Annotated in this window: 1 protein-coding gene; it reads left to right on the top strand. The window is 68.0% G+C overall.

The features are described 5' to 3' along the window. Positions 1–228: VCBS domain-containing protein (locus KW824_RS20855; RefSeq protein WP_218410914.1), on the top strand; the 228-nt coding region annotated here is incomplete at both ends.

The raw sequence follows: 228 nt of genomic DNA, 5'->3' as shown, positions 1-228 counted from the left end.
ACGCGGCGGTGATCACCGGCAGCGACACCGGCAGCGTGACCGAAGACGAGAGCACCCCGACCCTGACCGAGACCGGCACCCTGAGCGTGACCGACGTGGACGGGGCGGATGAAGCCAAGTTCCTGGCTGGCAACGGCACCCCGAGCGCGGGTGCGCTGGGTAGCCTCGCCATCACCGAAGGCGGTGCCTGGACCTACAACGTCGACAACAGCAAGGTGCAGTACCTGG

The sequence above is a fragment of the Aeromonas sp. sif0611 genome, assembly GCF_019218845.1.
GTDB classification, from domain to species: Bacteria; Pseudomonadota; Gammaproteobacteria; order Enterobacterales; family Aeromonadaceae; genus Aeromonas; species Aeromonas media.
Note: the sequence above shows the minus strand (reverse complement) of the source record. Positions and strands in the feature narration are given on the sequence as shown.